This is a genomic window from Dyella sp. (assembly GCF_036746095.1).
Lineage (GTDB): Bacteria > Pseudomonadota > Gammaproteobacteria > Xanthomonadales > Rhodanobacteraceae > Dyella_B.
The window spans coordinates 34,424-56,335 of the sequence record NZ_DAIOEU010000012.1; the positions used below are offsets into that span (position 1 = coordinate 34,424).

The following is a 21,912-nucleotide window of genomic DNA, read 5'->3' on the forward strand; positions in this document are numbered from 1 at the left end:
CCGGCCGCCATGAACAAACTGCAGCGCCATGATCTGCTTACGCTGGAAGCCTATGCCGCACAACGGAGCGAATTTCGCGCCCGCGTGATGGCGCACAAGAAAAACCGCAAGGTCCACCTTGGCAGCCATCTCACCTTCCTGTTCGAAGACCGCCTCACCATCCAGTATCAAGTGCAGGAGATGCTGCGCATCGAAAAGATCTTTGAAGCCAGCGGCATCAAAGAAGAGCTGGAGGCTTACAACCCGCTCATTCCGGATGGCAAGAATCTCAAAGCCACGCTGTTCGTGGAGTACGAAGACGTCGAGGAGCGCAAACGCGAATTGGCGCGCCTGGCGGGCATGGAACGCCAGGTCGCACTGACCGTCGCCGGGCATGCGCCGGTAACGGCGATCGCGGACGAGGATATGGACCGCAGCACCGAAGAGAAAACCGCCGCGGTGCATTTCCTGCGCTTTGAATTGGACGACGCGATGATCAGCGATTGGAACGCAGGTGCCGCGGTGACGCTCGCATCCACGCATCCGCAAATGCATGCAACGGTCACTTTTTCGGAACCGCTACGCAAAGCGCTGGCCGCAGACTTCACGCGACGGGTCTAGGTTTTTTTCTGTTGTACTCAAGCGAAAGCGTCTTGAGTTAATGTCATTGGGGTTCGCGCAGCGTAACCCCGCCCACGACGGCGCATTAGTAATGCAGCACGGCACGCAGCGGAACCTCCTGCGGCCAGATCGCCCTGCCCTGCAAGGCCAGCAATTCGATCACCACCGACGCGCCCACCAAATCGGCACCCAGCTGGCCAAGCAGATGGCGCGCCGCGCCGAGCGTACCGCCCGTCGCAAGCACATCATCCACCAGCAGCACCCGTTCGCCCTCGCGCACTGCGCCAACGCAAACCTCCAACCGATCGGTGCCGTATTCGAGCTGGTAATCCGCATGCATCACCGGCGGCGGCAGCTTGCCCGGTTTGCGCAAGGGTACGAATCCCGCTTGCAGCTTCTGCGCCATCGCCGCGGCGAAAATGAAACCGCGCGATTCCACGCCGCATACAGCTTGCACGCCACTATCCAGCCACGGTTCGATCATCGCGTCGATGCAGCTGGCAAATGCGGCGCCGTCGGCGAGCAGCGGGGTGATATCGCGAAAGGTGACGCCTGGTTTCGGGAAATCCGGCACCGCGCGGATCAGACGTGCAAACTCGGTCATGCAGGGCTCCAAGGATGAGGCGCTGCGTAGCATACCGTGCACGTTGAAGACGCGAACGTAGGCGGAACGCGAACCCCAACATCCGGATGCCTGCAATCCATGCCGGGGTTCGGCGATGCCTCACCTCAAGCTACATTTTCAGCCGGGCTGCGGCACCAGGCTGTCTTGGTCATCGTCCAGCTCGCGGATCGCCAGCCTGGCCTCCGCCAGCGCTTGATCGATCTCGCGCACGATCGGCTCGGCCGCCTCCACGCTCGAATCCGGCACCAGCACCGCCACGTAGTCCAGGGCCGGCAGCTGCCCCACGCCGCCGGTGAGGTATTCGCCGGAGATGAAGGCAGGCACTTGGCCATGCTCCAGTGCATCCTTCACCAGATGGGCGTCAAAGAGATTCTGGGCTCGATAAACGATACGCATGCACGCAAGCTACTGCTGCCCGCACGCATGGGCAAGCCATTCACCAAAAGGAACGGATGCCCGCGACGCCCTGGGCACCGTGCTTGCGCGCCTCATCGGCCTGCGCCGGCGCCATGCCACCCAGCGCATAAACCGGCAAGGCGCTGGCCTCGGCCAACATCTGGAACTGCGGCCAGCCCAATGCCGGCGTATCCGGATGGCTGGCGGTGCGGGCGACCGGAGAGAGCGTCGCGAAGTCGGCTAGATGCACGCTCACACTCAGCTGCGCCGCATCGTGGCAGCTGGCCCCGATCAACTGCGACCACGGCAGCGGACGCTCCTGCAGCTTATCCAGTTGCGCCGCTGCCATATGCACACCGATACCAGCCCCAAGCTGGCGTGCACCGCCGATATCTCGATTGAGCAACAGATTTGCCTGATGGCTCACCGCAAGCGGCTGCAAGCGCTCGGCCAGATGACGCACTTGCTCGATCGACCAACGCGGCAAGCGCAACTGGATCAGCCCAATGCCGCGCTCGATCGCCTGGGCGATGCGCTGGCGCCACGCCTCGGCCTGATCCGGCGCCGCATCCGCAGGTGTGATCGCATACGTCGGCGGCAGGCGCAGCGCCTGCAAAATCGGGCGGTCCGCCGGGGCAAGCGTGGCCAGGTCGACGTCTCCCGGCAATTGCCATTGCAAGGCCTGCCCTTCCAGCGGTGCCAGGGTGCCCCGCCAACGCGTGAATCGCCAGGCATCCAAGAGCAGGCCGCGTTCGCCGTAGTGCCAGGGAATGCGGATCAGGGGGGCGCCATCCTTTGGCTCGACGTGGATGCCGAGTTCTTCGTGCAGCTCGCGCGCCAGCGCCGGCAGCGGTGCTTCGCCGGGCTCAAGCTTGCCGCCGGGAAACTCCCAGAAGCCGGCCAGGTGCTTGCCCGCCGGGCGCTGCGCCAGCAGTACGTTGCCCCGCGTGTCGCACAGCACGCCGGCCATCACATGCAGCATGTTGCCGGTCGCGTCGCTCACTTACTGCGTGCGGATGTACTCGACCATGTCGAAGTCGTAGCTGTGCTGCGCATCTTTCTTATGATGCGTGCGCTTGACTTCGGTCCAATCGGTGAAATGGATGCCCGGGAAGAACGTGTCGGCACCCTCGACCGCCGCGCTTACCCAGGTGAGGTAAAGGCGCCGCGCCATCGGCAACGCATCGTGGAACACCCGGCCGCCGCCGATCACCATCAGGCCGGTACCGTCGGAGCGGGCCTGCGCCTCTTCGATCGAGCGGACCGTGATCTGGCCGGGAAACGGTGCCTCGTGACGATTGGACAGCACCATGTTCACGCGATCGGGCAGTGCGCGGCCGATCGACACCGCGGTGTTGTAACCCATCAGCACGTGCTTGCCGACGGTCAGCTGCTTGAACCATTTCAGATCGTCCGGCAAATGCCAGGGGAGCTGGCCCTTGCGACCAATAGCAAAGTTCTCGTCGAGGGCGGCGATCAGCGAAATGGCCATGGATGCTCCAAAGAAACGGTGACTGTCACAAAGGCCGGGGCTTGGCCGGCCGACCGCTCATTATAGCGTTTCACGCCACCGTCGAACGCCAATCATCACGCTGGAAGCACTCCGCCCTCCGGCAGGGGTCGGGGGCACGATCAATTCAGAAGGAATTCGCCAAGGGCCACCATCACGCTTCGCCCAAACCCGCCCTCACCCCCGGCCCTTCTCCCTGCGGGAGAGGGGAGAAAGCATTACACCGCTACCGGCGCCTTGATTGCCGGATGGGGGTGGTAATCCTCGATCACCACGTCTTCGTAGCGGAAATCGAAGATCGACTGCACATGCGGATTGAGCTTCAACCGCGGCAGCGCGCGCGGCTCGCGCGTCAATTGCAGGCGCGCCTGCTCCAGATGATTGCTGTACAGATGCGCATCGCCCAGCGTGTGCACGAAATCGCCCACGCCCAGCCCACACACCTGCGCCACCATGTGCGTCAGCAACGCATAGCTGGCGATATTGAACGGTACGCCGAGGAAAATATCGCCGGAGCGCTGATACAGCTGGCAACTCAGCTTGCCGTTTGCCACATAGAACTGGAACAACGCGTGACATGGCATCAGTGCCATCTTCGGCAATTCGCCGACGTTCCACGCGCTGACGATCAAGCGGCGCGAGTCCGGATTGCGCTTGATCTCTTCCACCACCCAGCGAATCTGATCCACCACGCGGCCATCCCCCGCCGGCCACGCACGCCATTGCTTGCCGTACACCGGACCGAGATCGCCATGTTCGTCCGCCCATTCGTCCCAGATGCTGACGCCGTTTTCCTTCAAGTAGGCGATGTTGGTATCGCCCTGCAGGAACCAGATCAGCTCGTGCACGATCGATTTCAGGTGCAGCTTTTTGGTGGTGACCAGCGGAAAGCCTTGGTTGAGATCGAAGCGCATCTGCCAACCAAACACGCTGCGCGTGCCGGTGCCGGTGCGGTCGGTTTTTTCGGCGCCATGTTCCAGCACGTGGCGAAGCAGGTCGAGATACGGTTTCATAAAGGAGCCTCTGATCTATTCCTACGTGCCCGGCATGACGTCCAGAAGGCTCGCAGGGTGCGGTGCGTGGCGCAGGGAAGACTGGCCGTCGTGGCAAGCCGCGCGGCACAGCCTGCGGGCCTTCTGGACGTCACCCCTTCATTCAATTCAAAAGTTGGGGCCGCACTGTATGCGGTGACGGGTACGTAGGAATAGATCAGAGGCTCCTGAAGCTTACGCCGATGGTGAGGGTTCCGCTTTCGCCAGCGGCAACGTCGGCGCCTTGTGCGAAAGCCACAGCAAAAAGATCCCGATCACGATCAACGGCAGCGATTGAATCTGCCCCATCGTGAGCCAACCCCATGCCAGATAGCCGAGCTGGACGTCCGGCACGCGCACGAATTCCACGGCAAAACGGAAGCAACCGTACATCAGCGCAAACAAGCCGGAGATGAGATAACGCGGACGCGGTTTCATCGATACCAGCCATAACACGGCGAACATCACCACGCCTTCCAGGGCCAGCTCGTACAACTGCGATGGATGGCGCGGCAGCCCGCCGAACTGCTGCATCAACTGCGCCAGATGCGGATCGTTCGCGGCGAGTGCCGCGTCTTCATCGCGCGCGCCCGGAAAAATCATCGCCCACGGCACTTCGCCCGGCTTGCCCCACAGTTCGCCATTGATGAAGTTGCCCAGACGGCCCAGGCCAAGACCCAGCGGCACCAGCGGCGCCACGAAATCCACCGTATCGAAGAAATGCAGCTTGTGCCGGCGCGACCACCACAACCCTGCCGCCAGCACGCCGAGCAGGCCGCCGTGGAAACTCATGCCGCCATCCCACACGCGGAACAGCGCCAGCGGCTCGGTCCAGATCCACCGAATGCCGTCTGCGTAGTAGAACAGCATGTACCAGATGCGCCCGCCCAGGATGATGCCCATCATCATGTAGAACATCAGGTCGCCCAGCGCATCGCGGCTGACCGGCAGGCGCCCGCGCTTGCGGCGGTATTCGCCCAGCAGCCAGCCACCGAGGAACCCGAGCAGATACATCAGGCCGTACCAGTGGACCTGGATCGGCCCGAGCTTCACGGCGATCGGGTTGAAGTGCACGACAAAAGGCTGCGTCATGGGGTAACCGATAAAGCCCAAAGCGCGCAGTTTAGCGGCCCGACGATGAACTCGTCAGGACACTGCCCCGGCCCCGGCCACTTGGCTACACTCGGCCAGCGCGCCTGCTCGGGGGAGTGGGCCGCGCGGGACAACATCTTTATGGGGGAACTTAAGGATATGTGGAACGGACGAGTGCGCGCCCTCGCGGCGGCGTTTTGCGTGTTGTTGCCTGCGGCTGCAACGGCGGCGGGCGATCGGGTACCGGTGGAAGCCTTTGCGCATCACGGCGGCTATTCGATGCCGCGGCTTTCGCCCGATGGCAAGTATCTGGCCGTGACGGTGGAGCAAGGCGAAGACCATGCGGTGGTGATCTACCAGCTGGATGACATGAGCCATGCGAAAAGCCTGCTGCGCATGCCTGCGCATCAAATGCCTTACGACATCCAATGGGTGGGGCCCGAGCGCCTGGTGGTTGAATTGGCCCAATTCTTCGGCTCGCTCGACCGCCCCGAACAGCTGGGCGAAATCCTGTCCACCGACGTGGAGGGCAAGCGGGTCCAACCCATGTTCAGCCGTGAATGGGGACAGGCTGGACGCGGCGGCCTGGAGCACAGCCCTGACGATGGCTATGCCACCGTCGCCGGCTGGCCGTCCAAAGCCAACGATCACTTCTACATGCAGACGTACATGTGGAACAACGAAAAGAACACCTCGCTATATGACGTGAACGCTGACAACGGCATTCGCCACTTGATCGGCGAGATCAACACCGGCGACATGGACTTCACCGTGGATCCAGGCGGCCACGTGCGCTACGCGCAAGGCCTGGACATCAACAACCACTACGTCGTCTACCGCATGCAAAACAGCCTCTGGTCGCAGCTTGCCAATGGCAACGACGGCAACCGTTTCGCCCCTATCACCTTCTCGCAAGACGGCCAGCACCTGTATGCATTGTCGAGCACGAAAGGCGGCCCGATGGCACTGGTCGAGACGACCGCAGATGGCAGCCAGACCAGATTGCTGACCAAGGACGATTTCAGCAGCATCGACTACATTCAATGGACACCGCAACGTGCCCCTTTTGCCGCTTCAGCCGCTTCTGGCATTCCCAAGGAAACCATCTTTGATGCGAATCAGCCGCTGGCCAAGTTCTATCAGGGCATAAGCCAGAAATTTCCCGGTGAATTCGTCAACTTCTCAAGCTTGAGCGAAGACGGCAGCATGCTGGTGTTCGAGGTAAGCAGTGACCGCAATCCCGGCGCCTATTACCTGTTCGACATCAAGCACATGAAAATCCAGAAGCTGTTCGATGAAAACACCGGCATCGATCCCAGCAAGATGGCGGCACGCTTACCCATGCGCTTCATCGCCAGTGACGGCACGCCGCTCGAAGCCATTCTTACGGTGCCTGCGGGCGGTTCGATGAACGACCTGCCGATGGTGTTGTTGCCGCATGGCGGTCCCTTCGACATCAAGGACACCTGGTTTTTCGATGACGACGCGCAATTTCTTGCCAGCCGCGGATACCTGGTATTGCAAGTCAACTTTCGTGGATCGGCCGGCCGCGGCCCCGGCTTTGTCGACTCTGGCTACGGCAAATGGGGCACACGCATCCAGCAGGACCTGATCGATGGCGTGAAGTGGGCGGAAACACAGCACTACGCCGATCCCAAGCGCGTCTGCGTGTTCGGTGGCAGCTTTGGCGGCTACTCGGCGATGATGACGGTGATTCGCGCACCCGGCCTGTTCAAATGCGCCATCGGCTATGCCGGCATCTACGATCTGGCGATGATGTACGACAAGGGTGACATCAAGGATAGAAAGTCCGGCAGGAATTACCTGGAACAGGCGATCGGCAAGGACCCCGGCGAACTGGCCGCCAATTCACCGGACAAGCTGGCCGACAAGATCGACGTTCCCGTGCTGCTGATCCATGGCGAAGAAGACCAGCGCGCGCCCTTCGCCCAGGCCAAAGCGATGCGTGCCGCGCTGGATGCCGCGCACAAACCGTACGAGTGGTTGACCAAGCCGGACGAGGGGCATGGCTTCTACAACGAGAAGAACCTCGTGGATATGTACAACCATGTGCAGGCGTTTTTGGAGAAGAACATCGGACCGGGTGTGAACTGACGGACGTTGCAGGCCCCTCTCCCTGTGGGAGAGGGGCTTAAGCCGCTCACCATCAAAACGTATAACGCACCACCAAATTGGTCGCACGCGGCGCCTGCAACGCCGTGACGGTAAGAAAACTCGGATCAGGCGTCGGCAAACCATTGCTGCCGAAGTTGCCGGTATCCGCCGACACGTAACGCGTGTGCACACTCTGGCGATTGGTCACATTGGTGATGTTCAAGCTGAGGTCCAGCTTGTGCTGGCCCGCCATCGCCCACGCATAACCCACACCAAGATCCCATTGCCAGCTGAAGGGATAGCGGCCCAAGCCGTTCAGTGGCACCAGCATGCCGTTGCAATAGTGCGTGACCGACGCGAGGCTCGGGTTTGCCTGCACCGCCGCCGCGTTGGGATAGGTGCCGAAGCAGCCGTAAGGTGCGCCCGTCTGTGCACTCAACAGCGAAGACACGCGCCATCCGCTTTGCCAATAGTAGATGCCGGAGACGACCAACCGGTGCCGAATGTCCGACGCCAGCGGTCCGGACGAACCGGGAATCAACTCCGGATAATTGAAGTTGCCGCTACGCCCGGCCGTCTGCAGCACGCTGGAACTGGTTGCATCGCCGTAGATCACGCGCGACTCGCTGGAATAGCCGTCTTCATTGCCGTAGGCATGCGCCCAGGTGTAGTTGATCGACAGGTAATACGGCTCCTGCTCCGACCGGGCATGCTCGAGCTGGAAATTCAGATCGTAGTTAGTGCGCTTCGCCTTCGGCACGCCGAGATACGTATTGGGAATCACGATGCTGGCAAGCTGGTTGCCGCCATTGAGGTAATCCGTCAGCACGATATCCCGGCCGGGATTGAACAACATGCCACCGGTACCGAGCCCTGCATAGTTCGGATAACCATGCGCGCGCACGTAGTTGCTGACCTGCCCGGCTGAGTCGCTGATGAAGTCGACGATGTGGGTCAAGCGGTTCATGTCGAACTGGCCGAGCAATGACCATGACGGCGTCAGTTGCTGCTGCGCGTACAGCTGGAAATTGCGCTGCGAGGTGTTCTTCAAATTACGGCTCGACAGCGCGACGGGATTGGGCACCGCCCCGTTTTCGTAGACCACCGGATTGCCGATCTGCGTCAGGCCCAGCGGCGCATGAGTAGTCGGATCCATCCCCGTGTAGGTGTAGTAAGTGCCGGAGATGTAGTTGGCGCCGCCCACGAAATAGTTCAGCCCCGAAGGCATCGGCAAGGTGTACACGCCATAGTTGAGGCCAAGCTTCAGCGAGCTGTCACCGTGCACATCCCACGCCGCACCGATGCGCGGCGAAAGCAGGTACAGGTTGAGGAAGGGATTGCCACCCGCTTCGTTGCTGAGCATGTGATCCCAGCGCACGCCGCCCGTCAGCACCACCGTGTCGGTAACTTTCCAGGTGTCATAGAGATAAGCGCCGGCTTCCACGCTGCCGAAATTGCCGCCGAAATAGCCTTTCCAGAATTCGACGTAGTTGCCGCCCGGCGGTACCGGCGAGCCATTCTGCAAACTGCTCGACGGATCATTGAGCGTATAGCCCCAGTCCGGCCGCCAATACGGCACGAAGTGGAAGTTGTTGAAATAGCGGTCGCCGCCGATGGTGATGGTGTGATCGCCGATGGTCCAGTTGAGGTCCGCCTTGTAGCCGTGGCGGGCGTAGTAGTAATCATTCGGCGCATTGTACGAACTGGGTCCGTAGTACGACGTGTTGTTGGTGTTGTAGTCGTAGATGCTCACGTAGGGCGCATCGGGGCCGGAAGCATCGAACGAGGGCACGTCCAGCCGCGTGTAGCCGCCCATCACGCGCAGCGTGAGGTCATCGGTGATACGCCAGTGATAGTTGCCGATCAACAGCTTTTGCGTGTGCGCATCGCCGGACCAGCTTGGTTCGCCGGTGAGCGATAAGGGCTGATAAGACTGCGCCAGTTGATAGAGATTGCTCGACGACGTCGCCCAGTCCTTCGCAGCCGCCACGTTCAAGCTTTGATTGGTGGTGATGTTCCAGGTGAGGTTGACCATCGCGTTCTTGTCGCGGCTCGCATATGCGGTAGCCGTGTTGGAACCGTACGTCCACGATCTCGACAACGATGGCGTATTGCCCAGCAGCGCGAAGAAGAACAGCTTGTCCTTGATGATCGCGCCGGAGGCCCAGATGTCCTGCGTGAGTTGCGAACCGATGTGATTGGCGGATTGATACAACGAGTACGTCCGATTCCCACTGGGCGAAAGATAGGTGGCGTCATGGCCCTGCGGATTGAGCCAGCCCGACGTAGGCGGTGTGAAGGTAGCGGTATAGCCGGCGTGGAAATCGTTGCTGCCCTGCTTCAGCGTGGCCGAGATGATGCCCCCGGTGGTGCTGGTCCATGCCAGGCCGCCGCTGCCGTTGATCAGCTGCGTATCGGCCACCGCATCCTGCGGAAACGTAATGCCGGAAAGTCCGGTAACGTCGTAGTTGGTGTCGAATTCGTTGAAGTAGGTGCGGTTCTCGGCCACGCTGGCGCCGTTCACCTGGTAGTGGCCGCCGAAACTCTTCGCGCTGGATTGCAGCGCATACACGCTATACAGATTGTTCTGGTCGATCGGCAGGTCGTGGGTCAGTTCCGCGCTGTAGTTGTTGATCAATTCGGGTGTGGTGACATCGATCGGCGTGGTGACCGTCAGCAACGAGGCTGCTGAAACGGTGATCGTGCCGAGCGACGTCACCTGCCCGCTCGATGTCGCTGCGCCGAGTCCCGGCACCGTCGCCGTAATGTTCGGCTTCACCTGCACCGACGCGCTGCCGATCTCGCTCCCGCCCCTGCTCACCGTGACGACATACGTGCCGGGATTGAGCTGGCTGAGGTTGTAATCGCCTTTGCTGTCTGCCGCCAACGTCTTGCTGAAACCCTGGGATGGCGACGTCACCAGGATCGTCGCGCCTGGCGCCGCCGTGCCATGCAATCCACCCGTGATGTTCTGGGCATAGCTCGGTGCGGCGTAATAACTGCCGGCGATGGCCAATGCGGCCATCGTGCACAACGCAAGGCGCTTGCGCCGTACGTTTTCTGGAAAGCGCTGCATACCGTTGCGACCGGCACAACCGCGCCGCCACGTATCGTGGTTCAACATAAACCCCTCCCCTCTCGAATAATGGGCCTGCTCGAAAATGCTTGGCTGTTTTTGATTGAAGCCTTTCGCAAAGAAAGGCAGCTCCATTTATTTACTTTTAGTTTTTGTTAGCTAGAGCAATTGCGTCGGCCTGGATGCAGAATCAGGCACAAATTTGCGGTGGGCATAAAAAACCCGCGCTTGGCGGGTTCTTTGTGGGCATTTCTTTTAATCAATTGACGAGCAACGTGCCGCATCCGGGAAACAGCTCCTCTCCCTTCTGGGGAGAGGGTTGGGGTGAGGGCGAATCTCGCGGAGAGTTAGTTGCGTGCGAGGCTCAAAAAAGCAAACCAACGCGCGATGACTCGTTTTCGGCAAGCCCAACCCCTCACCCTAACCCTCGCCCCGGAGGGGAGAGGGGACTGACTCAACGCAATGGTTGAATCTACGGGGCAACGCGCGTGACATCGGCCTTTGCGGACGCCAATGCCACCGCTTGCGAAGGCGAGCGCCTCGTCGCCAGCTTCAATTCCTTGTACACACCCAGCACCAGCTCGCCGTAACCGCGCGCCAGCGTGGCGTCATGGCTGTGGTAGTAGCCGATGCGCAGCACGGGGTCCTTGCTTTCGTTCATCGCCTTGCGCAGCAGGCGCGTGCCGATTTCGATGTTGCGCACCGGATTGAGCAAGGCGATCGGATCGGGCTCCAGATCGCGATGTACGGGGTAGTACACCTGCATGATGCCGACGTCTTGCACTGGCGCGGCCAGCAGATGCGCCAGCTCGATGGCGTGTTCGGTGTCCGCGCGCGAGCCGATGTGCAAATGGCCGTTGATGCGCACCACCCACGGGCTGGGCGCCACCGAACCATCCGGTTGCGTGCCGCGCGTTTCCACCAGCGCCACGGCGTAGATCAGCACCGGATCGATGCGATAGCGCGCACCGGCCTTCGCCCACAGGCTGCCCGGCGAGGTGATGTCCAGATTGAAACTGCCGGCGCGCACGGCGCGCGGTTCCGCCACCACCACGATGGTGCCGTCGCTGGCAAGGCCCAGCGTGGTGGTCGGTGTTGGTGCGGATTTGTTCAATGCGATTCGGCGCGGCGACACATTTACGACATCGCCCGTCACATGGGCAAACAGTGCTCGCGATGACATGGGTGCTGCAGCAATCAGCGGTTTGGCAACGCTTGCGGGTTTCAGTGCAAGCGGTGTGCGCGCAGGTGCATGCCAGGCATGCATGCCGATCGCTACCGCGGCCGTTCCCGCCACTACCCCCAAGCCGCCGATGATCGGCACGCGATACGCCTGGGCCTGCTGCTTGACGATCGGCAGCCACGGCGGCGTCCTGAACGAGAATGTCGCCTGCCATGTCGGCAACGCACCCAGTCCGGAGAAACCGGCGGCATGGCGCTGGTGACGCTGCGCAATGCGCCGTTGTGCCGCCCAACCGCAAGGCGCTGCGATCACGATCTTCTGGCCGCCACCGCCCAGGCGTCGCGCCCGGAATGCAGCCGGCGCGCACAGGTAGACCCGCTCGGTCACATCCTGCCGGTTCGTGGCCCCCTTGCCGCGCGTGGCCGGTTCGCCTCCAGCGATGGAAGGCGCCTCGATCGTGCGGGGAAAGGGATTCGTTTGCAGCAGCAGCACCTATCGACTTCCTTCAACGCCGGCCGGCAGAGCCCGCTAGACAAGCACAAATCGGGCCGGAGGCCAAGCGCAGGAGGGGCCAAGGGGGCTGAGACGGCGACGTTGTGTATGAACCAAACCGGTCGCTTCATATATCGTCACCCCGGCGAAGGCCGGGGCCCAGTGTCTTTCGCTTTAAAGTCGCTGGGCCCCGGCTTTCGCCGGGGTGACGATATATGAAGCGACCGGTCCAGCTGAAACACTGCGCCAATCAGGACACATGCTGGGATTTCATCCCAGCCTTGTATCTTGCCTTCCGTGACGGTTAGCTACCGCCACATGGGTCGAGGAAGCTTGCTCCCAGCCTTAAGGGCCAACCTTGCGGCGTAGATAAAGCCCTCGATCCCCCTGCACACCTCATCAACATGGGACGGTATCCAAGGGCAATGACCCTGTATGTACAAGGCAAATGGGTGTGACGGTTGATGTCAGGTAAAGCCAGAGGTATTCATGGATTTCTATCTTGGTATTGATGTTTCCAAAGCCAAACTCGACTGCTTGCTGCTGAAGACGCAGGCGGGCAAACGTAAGTCCAAATCACTTGAGAACACTCCTGCGGGGATCAAGGCCTTACTCGCCTGGTTGACCAAGCAAGGCATCCACGCGGCCCAGGTCCACGTGGTGATGGAGCCCACCGGGGTCTATCACGAGGCGGCGGCGTTGGCCTTAAGCGATGCCGGCATCCGAGTATCGTTAGTCAATCCGCTGCATCTGCGCCGTTATGTTCAAAGTCTGGGCGTGCTCAGTAAGAATGACGCCACGGATGCCCTCATGCTCGCGCGCTTCGGCCGAGAGCGTCAGCCGGAGGCTTGGCAGCCGCCTAGCGCCGCCGTTCGTCACTTACATGCGCTGCTGGCGCGACGTGAGGCTTTAGCGCAGGAGGTCCAGCGCGAGGAAAACCGCCTGGATCAGGCCTTGCTGAGTAAGGCCCCCGAAGCGGTGCTCGCCTCCATCCGCGCCAACCTCCAGCATCTCCAAGAACAGCTACGGCAGCTGCACAAAGCCATCTCCCAGCACATCGATAACGACCCGGATCTGCGCGATAAGCATGCCTTGTTGCTGACGATTCCCGGTGTGGGCGATCGAGTGGCGGATCGCTTCACGGCCCTCTTGGGCGACGCACGCTTTAAATCGGCCGAACAGTTGGCGGCTTACCTGGGGTTGATTCCTGTGGAGTGGACATCGGGCACCTCCGTGCGTGCGCCTGCTCGGCTTTCTAAAGCAGGGCCGCCGCACGTCCGTGGCCTGCTCTTCATGCCTGCAGTGGTCGCCAAGCGATGCAATCCGCACGTCAAGGCGTTGTATGAGCGCTTGCTTGCACGCGGCATGAAAAAGATGGCCGCCATCGGCGCGGCCATGCGTAAGTTGGTGCACTTGTGTTTCGGCGTTGTTCGATCTGGCCAACCTTATGCACCTGATTGGATGGCTAAGGCTTGACGGGCAAGACGGTATCTACGAAGAGCCCGCAAATATGCAGCGCCCGGCATTGCCACCAAGTGGCCATTGGATCGATTACATGCCGATCCTGACAGCATCCATTACCCCTTCCCTCGCATCATGTTTGTGCGGAATTCCGCATTCCCCTTCCGCAAGCTCTTCTAGACGCTCGCAACGCACAACGACCAAGATGGATCCATGCATACCATCGACTTCATCGACTCCCATACCGGCGGCGAACCTACCCGGGTCGTGCTCGCCGGCTTTCCGGATCTTGGCAACGGCTCGCTGGCCCAGCGCCGCGACCTGTTCCGCGATCGCCATGACCATTGGCGCCAGGCGATTGCCTGCGAGCCGCGCGGCTCGGACACCATGGTCGGCGCATTGCTGTTGCAGCCGACCGATCCATCGGCGTGTGCCGGGGTGATCTATTTCAACAACGTCGGCTACCTGGGCATGTGCGGCCACGGCACCATCGGGCTGATCCGCACGCTGCATCATCTCGGGCGCATCGCACCCGGCCAGCACAAGCTCGAAACACCGGTCGGCATGGTCGGCATCCAGTTGCATGACGATGGCCGCGTGTCGATCGACAACGTCGAAAGCTATCGCCACGCCAAAGACGTCGAACTGGACGTACCCGGCTACGGCAAGGTGAAAGGCGACGTCGCCTGGGGCGGCAACTGGTTCTTCATCAGCAACGACACGCCGCTGCCGCTCACGCTGGCCAACCAGCGCGCGTTGACGGTGTACACCGAGGCGATTCGCCTGGCGCTGGAAGCGGCCAATATCCGCGGCGCCGATGGCGAGATCGACCATATCGAAATCAACGGGCCGGCCACGCAAGACGATGCCGACGCGCGCAACTTCGTGTTGTGTCCCGGCCTTGCCTACGACCGCTCACCCTGCGGCACCGGCACCAGCGCCAAGGTCGCCTGCCTGGCGGCCGACGGCAAGCTCGCACCTGGCCAGGTGTGGCGCCAGGCCGGCATTCTCGACAGCGTGTTCGAGGCGCAGTACATGCCGGGCACACGCGGCGTGCTGCCGCGGATCACCGGCAGCGCCCACGTCACGGCGCGCGGTCAATTGCTGATCGACGATGCAAACGATCCGCTCGCCTGGGGTATTGGAGCTCAGGGTATCGGTACGGCGTGAAGAGTTACGACCTGATCATTGTCGGCGCGGGCATCGTCGGCACTGCCTGCGCGGACTACGCCAGCGAGCAGGGCCTGCGCGTGGCGATCGTCGAACCCGGCCCGATCGGTGGCGGCGCCACCGCTGCGGCGATGGGTCACCTGGTGGCGATGGATGACGATCCTGCCGAATTGGCGCTGGCGAATTACTCCCTGGGCTTGTGGGAAGACTTCACCCATGTCGAGCAGATCGAATACGACCGCTGCGGCACTTTGTGGGTGGCCAGCAGCGAGGCCGAGTACGCGCATATTCCACAAAAGATCGCGCGTCTTGCCGCTGTCGGCGTGCACGCCGAACTGATCGACAGCGATCAGCTCTATCGCCTGGAACCGGCGCTTGCTCCCGGCTTGCGCGGCGGCATGCGCGTACCGCGCGAAGCGGTGGTGTATCCGCCCGGCATGGCGCGGCATCTGCTTGATCGCGCGCGCGCGCGGGGGGCGATGCTGTATGCACAACGCGTCACCGCCATCACCGACCAAGGTGTGCAGCTGGACGACCGAACCGGCTTGGCCGGTGCCGTGCTGGTCGCCACCGGTTGCGCGCTGGCGCAGCTGTTGCCGCCATTGCCGATGCGTGCGCGCAAGGGGCATCTGGTGATCACCGATCGCTATCCCGGCCTGATCCATCATCAACTGTTGGAACTCGGTTACGCCGACAGCGCGCACGGCGATGCGGACAGCAGTGTCGCCTTCAACGTGCAGCCGCGCCCGACCGGGCAGATCCTGATCGGTTCATCGCGCGAGTACAGCAGCAGCACGCCGGAAGCATCCATGCCGATGGTACGGCGCATGCTGGAACGAACCTTCCGCTACCTGCCGGGATTGCGCCAACTGGATGCCTTGCGCATCTGGACCGGCTTTCGCCCGGTGAGCGCCGACGGCCTGCCGTACCTGGGCCGCATGCCGGACAATGCCAATACCTGGGTTGCCGCCGGTCACGAAGGCTTGGGCATCACCACGTCGCTGGGCAGCGCGCGGCTGGTGATCGACCAATATCTGGGTCGCAGCACGGCGATCGATCCACGCCCTTACGATCCGGCCCGCGCGGTGGCATGCGCATGACGCAGGTACGCCTTGAAATCGACGGGCAAGCGCTCGACGTGCCGGAAGGCATCAGCGTGGCGGCGGCGATTGCGCGACTATCGCATCCGTTCCGCCGTTCGGTGAGCGGGCAAGCGCGCGCAGCGTTTTGCGGGATGGGCATCTGTTTCGAATGCCGCGTACGCATCGACGGTGTGGCGCAACAGCGCGCATGCATGACGCCGGTGCGCGATGGCATGCAGGTGGTCACCGATGGCTGAGCGCTACGACATCGTGATCGTGGGTGCCGGGCCGGCCGGCCTGGCTGCTGCAGAAGCCGCGCTCGCGCAAAAAGCGCGCGTGGCCTGGCTGGATGCCCAGGCCACAGCCGGCGGCCAGGTCTGGCGCAAGGACGTCCAATACGGCTGGCCGCAGCGCGCGCAACGCGTCATCGCCAAACTGATAAGCCATCCCGACATCACGTGGATGCCGCAGACGCAAGTGATCGCGGCCGAATCCAGCGAACTGCTGCTGCAAAACCAACGGCAAGGCCTGCGCATCGCCTATGGCGCGTTGATCCTTGCCACCGGCGCGCGCGAACTGCTGCTGCCCTTCCCAGGCTGGACCTTGCCCGGCGTCACCGGTGCCGGCGGCTTGCAGGCCCTGGCCAAGCAAGGCTGGCCGCTCGACGGACGCCGCGTGGTCATCGCAGGCAGCGGTCCGTTGCTGTTTGCCGCTGCCGTCACGGCCAGGCGGCACGGTGCGAACGTACTGGGCATTTACGAACAAGCGAAGCAAACCGCCGTGCACGCCTTTGCGCGCGAGCTATGGCGCTGGCCCGGCAAAGCGCTGCAAGCGGCGCTGCTGCGCAGCCAGCTGGCAGGCATCCCCTATCGCTACGGCAGCATCGTCACGCGCGCACTCGGCGAGCTCGCACTGGAATGTATCGAAGTCGATGGCCCGCACGGCATCCAACGCATCGCATGCGATCAGCTCGCCATCGGTCACGGCCTGGTGCCCAACGTGGAACTTGCGCACATGCTCGGTTGCGCGATGAGGCAAGAGGGCGCGCATCCCTGCGTACAGGTGGATGCCGCGCAACGCACCAGCGTCGCCAACATTTATGCCGCCGGTGAACTGTGCGGCATCGGCGGGCGCGACTGCGCCTGGGTGGAAGGCCGCATCGCAGGCATCGCAGCTACCGGTGGCGCCGTGGGTGCCACGCTGCTGCAGCAACGACGCCACGCACGCAAGTTCGCCATCGCGTTGCGCGAGCATTTCAAACTCGATCCGTACATCCACGACCTGGCGGAACCGGACACCCTCATCTGCCGCTGCGAAGACGTCCCGCTGCAAGCACTCAAGGATTACGACGACGCGCGCAACGCCAAGCTCGCCACGCGCTGCGGCATGGGCGCCTGCCAGGGCCGCGTCTGCGGCACCGCGCTCGCCGAACTCGGCCTGTTTCCACGCAGCGGGCAACGCCCGCCCCTGTTTCCCGCCCGGCTCGCGACGCTGGGCGAATTCGCTTCTCCCTCCGACCCTGAAGGATCCATCTCATGAGCAACGCAACCATGTGGCATGGCGTTCTACCCGCCATCACTACGCCATTCACCGCCGACGACCAGGTCGATCACGCGTTTCTTGCCACGCATGCGAAGCAAATGATCGATGCCGGCTGCCGTGGCATCGTGCCGCTCGGTTCGCTGGGCGAAGCGGCCACGCTGAGCTTCGACGAAAAGCTCGACATCCTGCGCACGCTGGTGAAAGCACTGGACGGCCGCGCGCCGGTCATTCCCGGCATCGCCTCGCTCTCCACGCGCGAAGCGGTAAAGCTGGCCAAGGAGGCCAAGGCGATCGGCTGCGGCGGCCTGATGGTGCTGCCGCCGTATGTGTATTCCACCGATTGGCGCGAAATGGGCGCGCACGTGCGCGCCATCATCGCCGCCACCGACTTGCCGTGCATGCTTTACAACAACCCGGTGGCCTACAAGACCGATTTCTCGCCTGCGCAGATCGCCGAACTCGCCCAGGAATTTCCCAACCTGCAAGCGGTGAAGGAATCCTCCGGCGACGTGCGCCGCTTCGCCGGCATCCGCGCCTTGCTCGGCGATCGCCTGCAACTGCTGGTCGGCATGGACGATGCCATCGTCGAAGGCGTGGCGATGGGCGCGGTGGGCTGGATCGCCGGCCTGGTGAATGCGTATCCGAAAGAATCGGTAAAGTTGTATGAACTCGCGCGCGACGGCGGCCCGAAGGCGGCCGAGGCGCTGTACAAGTGGTTCCTGCCGCTGCTGCGCCTGGACACCGTGCCGACCTTCGTACAGCTGATCAAGCTGGTGCAGGAAAAAACCGGCATGGGCAGCGAACGCGTGCGCGCACCGCGTTTGCCGGTGGCCGGCGCCGAACGCGAGATGGCGTTGAAGGTCATCGATCATGCCATCGCAAACAAGCCCGTCCTTTGATAGTGAGCATGCTGATATGAGTACGCTCGAACACGTACTGATCGGCGGACGCTGGTGCGCATCGCTGGATGCGCACGGCAGTTTCCGCGCCGAAGATCCCGCGCGTGCCGAAGCAATCGGCCCCGCGTTCCCCATCAGCGGCGATGCCGATATCGAAGCGGCCATGCGCGCTGCCATCGATGCAGCGGATGCCTTGCGTGCGTCATCTCCCACGCAAATTGCCGACTTCCTGGAGCGCTACGCGACGGCCATCGATGCCGACGGCGATTGCCTGGTCGCGTTGGCGCATGCGGAAACGGCTTTGCCAGTGGAGCCGCGCCTGCGTTCGGTGGAATTGTCGCGCACCAGCAACCAGTTGCGCCTTGCTGCGCAAGCCGTGCGCGGCTACGCCTGGACCGATCCGGTGATCGACACGCAGGCCGGCCTGCGTGCGCATCGAGCACCACTTGGCAAACCGGTGCTGGTGTTCGGCCCGAACAATTTCCCGTTCGCGTTCAACGCCATCGCCGGCAGCGATTTCGCCTCGGCGATCGCCGCGCGCAATCCGGTGATCGCCAAAGCGCATCCTTCGCATCCGGCCACCAGCCAGCGCCTGGCGCAACTGGCGCACCTAGCCTTGCTCGAAGCAGGCTTGCCGGCTGCGGCGGTGCAGATGCTGTATCACTTCGATAACGCGCTTGGCCTTGCCTGGGCGGGCGATGCGCGCCTTGGCGCGATCGGCTTTACCGGCAGCCGCAACGGTGGTCTCGCACTGAAAGCGGCCGCGGACAAGGCTGGCGTGCCGATCCATGCAGAGCTTTCCAGCGTCAATCCGGTATTCCTGCTGCCGGGCGCACTGGCCGAACGCGGCGATGCGCTGGCGCAGGAATTCTTCGCATCATGCACGATGGGCAGCGGGCAATTCTGCACCAATCCTGGTGTGGTGATCGCACCTGAAGGCGAGCATGGCGACGCGTTCGTAACCGCAGCAAAGAAACTGTTTGCCGAGGCTGATCCCAAAGTGCTGTTCTCGCGCGGCGTGCAGCAAAACCTTGCCCGCGCAGTGAATGACTTACGTGCCGCAGGGGCGCAAGCACTCACGGGTGGTGGCGTGGGCGAGGGCTATCGCTTCCAGCCGACCTTGCTCAACGTGGACGGCGAAACCTTCCTCGCTCATGCGGAAAGCTTGCAGGGCGAAGCCTTCGGTCCGGTCAGCCTGATCATCCGCGCGAAAAATCTGGCGAGCATGCAGCGTATCGCCGCATCGTTCGAAGGCAATCTCACCGGCACGATCTATCGCTCGACCGATGGCGGCGACGATGACGCGTGGCAAGCGCTCGCACCAGTCCTGCGCAACAAGGTGGGCCGACTGATCGCCAACAAGATGCCGACCGGTGTGGCGGTAAGCGCCGCGATGAACCATGGCGGGCCGTATCCGAGCACCAGCAATCCTGGCTTCACCTCGGTAGGCATGCCAGCCTCGATTCGGCGCTTCAGCGCGTTGCACAGCTACGACAATGTGCCCGAAGCGCTGCTGCCGGTGGAATTGCGCAATCGCAATCCGGGCGGCGTGCAGCGCCTGGTGGATGGGCGTTGGACGGATGCCGATATCGGCTAGGAAGGCTCGAATACCGCGTCGCCCTGGCGAAGGCCGGGCCTAGCGACTTTCCGTACCTGAGGACATTCGTAATGATGAAAGCTACCTCGACGGCCGTCATTCCCGCGAAAGCGGCGGCGCTTTTCAACAGCGAATGCAGGTCAATCCATCTTGCTCCGATGCAAGAGCGACAATGGATTCCCGCATTCGCGGGAATGACGGCTGTGAGGGAGTACATGCTTTCACTGCACGCCTGGAGACTGCGAGCAAAGACACTTCTGCTCGCCTGCAGCATCGCAGCGATATCTGTTACGGCACACGCGGAATCATCAACCCCAAACCCCACCCAAGCCTTCCATTCCCTCTACACCCGCGAATGGCAATGGCGCCAGCAGCAATACGCCGGCGGCGATGACGAAGACAGCAACGGCAAAGCCTCCGCTCACCTGCCCAAAGTGGACGCCGCCACGCAGGCAATGCGCGAACGCTATTGGTCCGACGTACTTACGCAGCTCAAGGCGATCCCGGAGTCAAAACTAAGCCAGGAAGACCAGCTCAACTACGAGGTCTACCAGCAGCAGATCGAAACACTGCTGGCCAACCAGCAATTCAAGACCTGGCAGATGCCGTTCAACGCCGACTCCGCATTCTGGAGCGACTTGGGCTTCAGCGCCCGCGGCAACTTCGTCACGGTCAAGGATTATCAAAACTACCTGGGCAAGCTGCACGACATACCGCGCTACTTCGACGATGAAATCGCCAACATGCGCCTGGGCCTGGCGCGCGGTTTCACCCAACCGAAAATCATTCTGGAAGGACGCGATCAATCGATTTCCGCTGTGGCCGATGCGCAGGGCGAGCAAAACCTGTTCTACACGCCCTTCAAGCAGATGCCGGCGACCATTCCCGCCGTACAACAAGACGCCTTGCGCAAACAGGCGTTGGCGGCGATCCAGCAGGATGTGATTCCCGCCTACGCCAAGCTGCTCACGTTCATGCACAACGATTATTTTCCGCATGCGCGCACCACCACCGCGGCGGTGGATTTACCGGACGGCAAGGCGTTCTATCGGGCGCGGATTCGCGAATTCACCACGCTGGATATGAGTCCCGATGACATTCACGCATTGGGCCTGAAGGAAATGGCCAGCATCCATCAACAGATGCTGGCCACCATCAAGCAGACCGGTTTCAAGGGCAGCTTCGCCGACTTCTTGAAATTCCTGCGCACCGACCCGCGCTTTTATGCGAAGACGCCGGATGAACTTCTAAAAGATGCGGCATGGATTGCCAAGGAAGTCGATGGCGTGGTCGGGAATTACATCGGCCGCCTGCCGCGACGGCGCTTTACGATCAAGCCGGTGCCGGCGGATCTCGCGCCGATCTATACCGGCGGCCGCGGCGGCCCCGGCATTTATCTGGTCAATACCTACGACCTGCCCTCGCGCCCGCTTTATTCGCTGCCCGCGCTCACCTTGCACGAGTCCTCGCCCGGCCACGCGCTGCAGATGCCGCTCGCCGCCGAACTGAAGGGGCTGCCGGATTTCCGCCGCTACACCTACATCTCGGCTTATGGCGAAGGCTGGGCCTTGTATTGCGAATACCTGGGCCAGGAGATGGGCATGTACAAGACGCCGTACGATCAATTCGGTTACCTCAGCTACCAGGCCTGGCGCGCGGCGCGGTTGGTGGTGGATACCGGCTTGCACCATATGCACTGGACGCGCGAACAGGCCCGCGAATATCTGCGCCAGAACACCGCGCTGGCCGAGCACGAAATCGATACCGAGGTGGATCGCTATATCGCATGGCCAGGACAAGCCTTGTCGTATTACCTCGGCGAGCTTGAGATACGCCAGGACCGTGCGCGGGCGGAACAGGCGCTGGGGGACAAATTCGATATCCGCGCGTTCCATGACGCGGTGCTGTCGACGGGGTCGGTGCCGCTGCCTGTGCTGCACAAGCGGATCGATCAGTTCATCGCCGACGGTGGAAAGTCGCCGTATGCGCAGCAGCCGTAACGTCGATGTCCATTCGACACTTCACGCTCGTCATTCAGGCG

Annotated in this window: 18 protein-coding genes; 10 read left to right on the plus strand and 8 right to left on the minus strand. The window is 62.3% G+C overall.

Annotated features, from left to right (window positions below):
- The first annotated feature begins 9 nt into the window (after positions 1–9).
- Positions 10–600 (plus strand): DUF3501 family protein, encoded by a 591-nt coding sequence (locus V7M64_RS07780; RefSeq protein ID WP_333678319.1) that lies wholly within the window; start codon positions 10–12, stop codon positions 598–600.
- Positions 601–685: 85 nt separating this feature from the next.
- Here the strand turns inward: V7M64_RS07780 and V7M64_RS07785 are convergent, their stop codons facing one another.
- The 6 genes from V7M64_RS07785 to lgt all read right to left on the minus strand — a co-directional run bounded on the left by V7M64_RS07785 (position 686) and on the right by lgt (position 5,254).
- Positions 686–1,204, minus strand: coding sequence for an adenine phosphoribosyltransferase (locus V7M64_RS07785; protein WP_333678321.1), 519 nt, complete (start codon positions 1,202–1,204; stop codon positions 686–688).
- Between the two features lie 138 nt (positions 1,205–1,342).
- Entirely contained in the window at positions 1,343–1,621 is a 279-nt protein-coding gene (locus V7M64_RS07790; protein ID WP_333678323.1) for a DUF2007 domain-containing protein, read from the minus strand.
- Between the two features lie 40 nt (positions 1,622–1,661).
- On the minus strand, positions 1,662–2,624 hold the full coding sequence (locus tag V7M64_RS07795) for a Nudix family hydrolase (RefSeq protein ID WP_333678325.1): 963 nt from the start codon (positions 2,622–2,624) through the stop codon (positions 1,662–1,664).
- Positions 2,625–3,113, minus strand: a complete 489-nt coding sequence (locus tag V7M64_RS07800; RefSeq protein WP_333678327.1) for a dihydrofolate reductase — start codon at positions 3,111–3,113, stop codon at positions 2,625–2,627.
- Positions 3,114–3,349: 236 nt separating this feature from the next.
- The gene (locus V7M64_RS07805) at positions 3,350–4,144 is read right to left on the minus strand and encodes a thymidylate synthase (protein WP_333678329.1); all 795 of its coding nucleotides are present in this window, start codon (positions 4,142–4,144) and stop codon (positions 3,350–3,352) included.
- Between the two features lie 213 nt (positions 4,145–4,357).
- Positions 4,358–5,254 carry a prolipoprotein diacylglyceryl transferase gene (lgt, locus tag V7M64_RS07810; protein WP_333678331.1) on the minus strand — a complete coding sequence of 299 codons (897 nt, stop codon included), beginning with the start codon at positions 5,252–5,254 and terminating at the stop codon, positions 4,358–4,360.
- A gap of 159 nt (positions 5,255–5,413) precedes the next feature.
- Here lgt and V7M64_RS07815 point away from each other — a divergent pair, with 159 nt between their 5' ends.
- Complete coding sequence (locus V7M64_RS07815; RefSeq protein WP_333678333.1) at positions 5,414–7,369, plus strand: prolyl oligopeptidase family serine peptidase; 1,956 nt, start codon at positions 5,414–5,416, stop codon at positions 7,367–7,369.
- A 52-nt stretch (positions 7,370–7,421) separates the two neighbouring features.
- Here V7M64_RS07815 and V7M64_RS07820 read toward each other — a convergent pair whose 3' ends face one another.
- Both V7M64_RS07820 and V7M64_RS07825 read right to left on the minus strand, forming a co-directional pair.
- On the minus strand, positions 7,422–10,493 hold the full coding sequence (locus V7M64_RS07820) for a TonB-dependent receptor (RefSeq protein WP_333678335.1): 3,072 nt from the start codon (positions 10,491–10,493) through the stop codon (positions 7,422–7,424).
- Positions 10,494–10,917: 424 nt separating this feature from the next.
- Entirely contained in the window at positions 10,918–12,120 is a 1,203-nt protein-coding gene (locus V7M64_RS07825) for a transglycosylase SLT domain-containing protein (RefSeq protein WP_333678336.1), read from the minus strand.
- 489 nt (positions 12,121–12,609) lie between these two features.
- Between V7M64_RS07825 and V7M64_RS07830 the strand changes: the two genes are divergently transcribed.
- The 8 genes from V7M64_RS07830 (at position 12,610) to V7M64_RS07865 (ending at position 21,871) form a co-directional block, all read left to right on the plus strand.
- Positions 12,610–13,596 (plus strand): IS110 family transposase, encoded by a 987-nt coding sequence (locus V7M64_RS07830; RefSeq protein ID WP_333678338.1) that lies wholly within the window; start codon positions 12,610–12,612, stop codon positions 13,594–13,596.
- A 198-nt stretch (positions 13,597–13,794) separates the two neighbouring features.
- Positions 13,795–14,751 (plus strand): 4-hydroxyproline epimerase, encoded by a 957-nt coding sequence (locus V7M64_RS07835; protein ID WP_333678340.1) that lies wholly within the window; start codon positions 13,795–13,797, stop codon positions 14,749–14,751.
- On the plus strand, positions 14,748–15,851 hold the full coding sequence (locus tag V7M64_RS07840) for an FAD-dependent oxidoreductase (protein WP_333678342.1): 1,104 nt from the start codon (positions 14,748–14,750) through the stop codon (positions 15,849–15,851). The genes V7M64_RS07835 and V7M64_RS07840 overlap by 4 nt, the downstream gene beginning before the upstream one ends.
- The gene (locus V7M64_RS07845) at positions 15,848–16,090 is read left to right on the plus strand and encodes a (2Fe-2S)-binding protein (protein ID WP_333678344.1); all 243 of its coding nucleotides are present in this window, start codon (positions 15,848–15,850) and stop codon (positions 16,088–16,090) included. The genes V7M64_RS07840 and V7M64_RS07845 overlap by 4 nt, the downstream gene beginning before the upstream one ends.
- Positions 16,083–17,372 carry an FAD/NAD(P)-binding oxidoreductase gene (locus tag V7M64_RS07850; protein WP_333678345.1) on the plus strand — a complete coding sequence of 430 codons (1,290 nt, stop codon included), beginning with the start codon at positions 16,083–16,085 and terminating at the stop codon, positions 17,370–17,372. The genes V7M64_RS07845 and V7M64_RS07850 overlap by 8 nt, the downstream gene beginning before the upstream one ends.
- On the plus strand, positions 17,369–18,274 hold the full coding sequence (locus tag V7M64_RS07855) for a dihydrodipicolinate synthase family protein (RefSeq protein ID WP_333678346.1): 906 nt from the start codon (positions 17,369–17,371) through the stop codon (positions 18,272–18,274). Before V7M64_RS07850 ends, V7M64_RS07855 begins: the two co-directional genes overlap by 4 nt.
- Positions 18,275–18,290: 16 nt before the next feature.
- Complete coding sequence (locus V7M64_RS07860) at positions 18,291–19,871, plus strand: aldehyde dehydrogenase family protein (RefSeq protein WP_333678347.1); 1,581 nt, start codon at positions 18,291–18,293, stop codon at positions 19,869–19,871.
- A gap of 215 nt (positions 19,872–20,086) precedes the next feature.
- Complete coding sequence (locus V7M64_RS07865; RefSeq protein ID WP_333678349.1) at positions 20,087–21,871, plus strand: DUF885 family protein; 1,785 nt, start codon at positions 20,087–20,089, stop codon at positions 21,869–21,871.
- Positions 21,872–21,912 lie beyond the last annotated feature (41 nt).

Coding starts and splice junctions, on each gene's coding strand:
- V7M64_RS07785 (WP_333678321.1), bottom strand. CDS start 1,204: ATGACCGAGTTTGCACGTCTGATCCGCGCGGTGCCGGATTTCCCGAAA.
- V7M64_RS07820 (WP_333678335.1), bottom strand. CDS start 10,493: ATGTTGAACCACGATACGTGGCGGCGCGGTTGTGCCGGTCGCAACGGT.
- V7M64_RS07835 (WP_333678340.1), top strand. CDS start 13,795: ATGCATACCATCGACTTCATCGACTCCCATACCGGCGGCGAACCTACC.
- V7M64_RS07845 (WP_333678344.1), top strand. CDS start 15,848: ATGACGCAGGTACGCCTTGAAATCGACGGGCAAGCGCTCGACGTGCCG.
- V7M64_RS07800 (WP_333678327.1), bottom strand. CDS start 3,113: ATGGCCATTTCGCTGATCGCCGCCCTCGACGAGAACTTTGCTATTGGT.
- lgt (WP_333678331.1), bottom strand. CDS start 5,254: ATGACGCAGCCTTTTGTCGTGCACTTCAACCCGATCGCCGTGAAGCTC.
- V7M64_RS07860 (WP_333678347.1), top strand. CDS start 18,291: ATGAGTACGCTCGAACACGTACTGATCGGCGGACGCTGGTGCGCATCG.
- V7M64_RS07780 (WP_333678319.1), top strand. CDS start 10: ATGAACAAACTGCAGCGCCATGATCTGCTTACGCTGGAAGCCTATGCC.
- V7M64_RS07790 (WP_333678323.1), bottom strand. CDS start 1,621: ATGCGTATCGTTTATCGAGCCCAGAATCTCTTTGACGCCCATCTGGTG.
- V7M64_RS07855 (WP_333678346.1), top strand. CDS start 17,369: ATGAGCAACGCAACCATGTGGCATGGCGTTCTACCCGCCATCACTACG.
- V7M64_RS07815 (WP_333678333.1), top strand. CDS start 5,414: ATGTGGAACGGACGAGTGCGCGCCCTCGCGGCGGCGTTTTGCGTGTTG.
- V7M64_RS07805 (WP_333678329.1), bottom strand. CDS start 4,144: ATGAAACCGTATCTCGACCTGCTTCGCCACGTGCTGGAACATGGCGCC.
- V7M64_RS07830 (WP_333678338.1), top strand. CDS start 12,610: ATGGATTTCTATCTTGGTATTGATGTTTCCAAAGCCAAACTCGACTGC.
- V7M64_RS07850 (WP_333678345.1), top strand. CDS start 16,083: ATGGCTGAGCGCTACGACATCGTGATCGTGGGTGCCGGGCCGGCCGGC.
- V7M64_RS07865 (WP_333678349.1), top strand. CDS start 20,087: ATGCTTTCACTGCACGCCTGGAGACTGCGAGCAAAGACACTTCTGCTC.